The following is a 3,207-nucleotide window of genomic DNA, read 5'->3' on the forward strand; positions in this document are numbered from 1 at the left end:
CGTGGGGCCGGGAAAAGCAAAAGCTCCAGGTCTTCATCGGTCATTCCCTCCGGAAGCGGCCAGCTCAACCCAGCAGAGCGGGCGCGGCTCAGGTAGCTGTGCACAACGCCGTTGCTGACGCCCACGCTCCGCGCGATGGCCCGCTCTGGCAGGCCTTGAAAATGTTTTAACCGAAGGACTTCCTTGATCCGGCGCATCGACAATCTCTGGGTAGGCATTGGACTTCCTCGTTAACCACGAGGTCATTCCCTAAGCCGGTTGAGTTGTCGGCCGAAGCGCTGCAAGGCTCCGAAAGCCTTGCTCACGATCCTGCGAAATCGTTGCTCACGATCCCCTGAAATCCGCGCTCACGATCCCGCGAAACGCGCATGAAACTGACGAGAACCGCTTTGCTGGGCGATTTCCCGCCTGTTGCGTTGCGTAGCTTCGGCATTCACAACGAATTCGCCATTGGAAAGCATTGCGGGAATGCTGTCCGAGACGCTTGTCCCAGCGCCGGAGACGAAGCCGCCGGTGCTAAAGCTAGGTGTCGACATAGAGCTGATCGCGGCGACCTTGGCCATACCGGCAGCGAGCACGCCCGCAGCCAACGCATCATTGAATGGCGGCACGGCCGATGCCAACGCCTTCGTGAAGGCGGTGTAAGTGTTGATCCTTGCCTCGACAATGCCGAACGCTTTAGCCGCCGTCGCCATAGCCATGCTGTGCTTGCCGAATTCCTGCGAGAGTTGTGCAAATTCGCCCGCCATGGAGGCGCCGGCGGTGTTCCACGTCGATTGGGCGTTCTCCGCTAGCCTTTGTTGCGCATCCAGGAATTGCTGCGCACTGATCGTATTGGCGTTGAATTGCGCTTGGATCTTAGGCTCCTGTAGGTAACTCTCAGAGGGAGTCAAGTTCGCTTGGATCGTCTGGAGCCCGGCCAGCGTCATGGCGTATTCCGAAGTCTTCTGCTTCAGCAGGTCGAGCTGCACCTGCTGCGCGGCGGTGATCGCGGTGTTGTTCGCCCGCGCGATCGACTCCGTTTGCAATTGCAGCTTCATCGCCTCCATTGCGCCGGGAAGCAGTCCATAGGTTGCCACCTCGGCCTTCATTCCCTCCGGCGACTTGCTTTGCGATGCAATGAACTGATCGACCACGTTTTTTCCGCCCATCACCGAAAAGTTGAAATCCTTCTGAGTCTTCGATGCCTTGTCCGTCGATGCAGCCGCGGCTTCCTGGGGACCGCGCTCACCGCAGTATCGACCGCGATGAAGGCGCTCGTCACCAGTGGGGTGATTGTTTCACGGCCGCCTTCGAGAAGGTGAAGGGCGGCATCGCTGGGATTGAGGAGACGGCAAGGCGCCGTGTTCAAAGTCGCTCGCCAAATACATCTCAACCGTCTCCGGTTGCGAGCCCTTCCACAAATTGTCGACGATTCTTGCGTCATTGATGCCGCTCGAGCCCGCACCGAGCCCGGCAGTGGATGTGCCCGAAGCGCTGAAAGCCAGCTCGCTCGAGCTGTGGTATCAGCAGAAACTTCATCTCCGGACATTGGTTCCGAGCGGCGCCGAGGCGCTGATCCGGATGCGCCATCCCGCATGGGGCGTCGTGCCGCCTGCCTACTTCATCCCCGACGAAAGCGATCCGCATTTTCATGCGCTGTCCGAGTTCGTGATCGCGCGCGCGATCGAGGACTGGCGCTATCTGCTCGGGCAGATCGGACCGGTCGATCTCTCGATCAACCTGCCGATCTCGTTTCTGGCCGACGATGCTGCGGTGCGCGAGCTTTGCTACCGGATTCCGGATCATGCGGCGTTCGCCGGCCTGCTGATCGAGATCGACAGCGCCGAGGTGATCGACAATCTCGACCTGGCGATCGATGTCGCCCGGCGCGTTCGCCTGCACAATATCGGCATCTCGATCGACAATGTCGGCGCGAAGTGGCCATCCTTGCTGGGATTGCCGAACTTTCCGTTCGTCCAGCTGAAGGTCGACCATCAATACGTCACCGGTTGCGCGGATCAGCGCCTCAAGCAGACGGTGTGCCGGCGTATCGTCGAGCTCGCACACGACTCCGGCGCGCAGGTTATTGCGCAGGGGGGCGAGACGCGCGCGGACTTTCTTGCCGCACATGAGATGGATTTCGATCAGGTCCAGGGTTACCTGTTCGGCAAGCCGATGGGCGTCAAGAAGTTCGCCCGCTCGCGCACGCACTTCTCGGAGAAAGAGCCGATCGTCCTGACGCATGGCGCCTAGTCAGGCGCGAGTGTCGCCATCGATCGCGCGCAGCGCTTCGCCGCGGGCGATCAGGCGCTTTGTGTGAATCGGCGGATGGAATGACCCTGCCCAGATTAATGATGTCAACGGCTTAACGTGCCGATCGGCGCCGGGCCCCGCGCCAACTCACATGCTGACGGCGGTCGTCTTCCCCTCGGCTTTGCTATGCACTTCAAACTCGAGAGATCGATTCGTTCAGGATAATGTCCTGAATAACGAGATAAGCCGTACGGCAGTTGCCGCACGGCTCTTCCGGAGTTCGTCATTCACTGCGCGGATCCGGTAGCGACGCGCTGAGCCGCCGTCTTGGCAGACTTATTGGACGCGCTCGTCGGCGACCTTCTTCTCAGAAGAGAGCTCGGTCGTAATTCTGCGCATTGCCACGGCCTGGGCCTGAACTTTTTGGCTAACACGCTCGAACTCAGCCATCTGGTTCTGGAAACCGGCATCCTGGGTCTGCTGGGTAGCAGGAGCGGCGCCGTTACCGCCAACACTATTAACCGCCATGTCTATTCACCTTTCTTTATGATAGTCGTTAGTTGTGGCCTGCTACGTCGGGCGGGCCGACGATACGAGGGGCAGGAATAGAAAGAAAGACGGTGCTCGCCCCCCAGACTTCTCAGGCTCAGTTCGGCGCTCTTGCCGAGACCAACGGTCTTGGGCTGTACGTTGTCCGTTTTGCCGGCGTTCTTGTTTTCGGCGGCCATCGCTTTCTCCTATGCTCGTCTTGTTACGTCTCAATAGACGTGCTCGCCTAGAGTTCAGCAGCCTCACGCTAGGCGCGCTACCTTTCGAGAAGCTGACGAGTCTCGGTCGGGGTGATTAGGTCGATCCTTTGCAGCAGCCCATCACCTGCCGGCAGCTGCAACCTCACCTAGGGTCTGTACCTAAATAGCGCCACGTGATTCTCTTGCCTACGTGTTGATTCGGGGGCGAGAGAATGCGCGCTGG

At 59.7% G+C, this 3,207-nt stretch carries 4 protein-coding genes; 1 reads left to right on the plus strand and 3 read right to left on the minus strand.

Translation table 11 applies throughout. The annotated features are described in order from the left end of the window. Both IF809_RS38225 and IF809_RS38230 read right to left on the minus strand, forming a co-directional pair. Positions 1-218, minus strand: a 218-nt coding sequence (locus IF809_RS38225) for a sigma factor-like helix-turn-helix DNA-binding protein (protein WP_462840049.1), incomplete at its 3' end; no start/stop codon positions are given. Between the two features lie 129 nt (positions 219-347). Further along, positions 348-1,136 carry a hypothetical protein gene (locus IF809_RS38230; RefSeq protein WP_223153754.1) on the minus strand — a complete coding sequence of 263 codons (789 nt, stop codon included), beginning with the start codon at positions 1,134-1,136 and terminating at the stop codon, positions 348-350. Positions 1,137-1,458: 322 nt separating this feature from the next. On the opposite strand from IF809_RS38230, the gene IF809_RS38235 reads away from it, so the two are divergent. Beyond that, positions 1,459-2,235: an EAL domain-containing protein gene (locus tag IF809_RS38235; RefSeq protein ID WP_014498043.1), complete on the plus strand. Its 777-nt coding sequence runs from the start codon at positions 1,459-1,461 to the stop codon at positions 2,233-2,235. 336 nt (positions 2,236-2,571) lie between these two features. Here IF809_RS38235 and IF809_RS38240 read toward each other — a convergent pair whose 3' ends face one another. After that, positions 2,572-2,763 carry a hypothetical protein gene (locus tag IF809_RS38240; protein WP_014498042.1) on the minus strand — a complete coding sequence of 64 codons (192 nt, stop codon included), beginning with the start codon at positions 2,761-2,763 and terminating at the stop codon, positions 2,572-2,574. Positions 2,764-3,207 lie beyond the last annotated feature (444 nt).

The organism is Bradyrhizobium sp. UFLA06-24, from assembly GCF_054967145.1.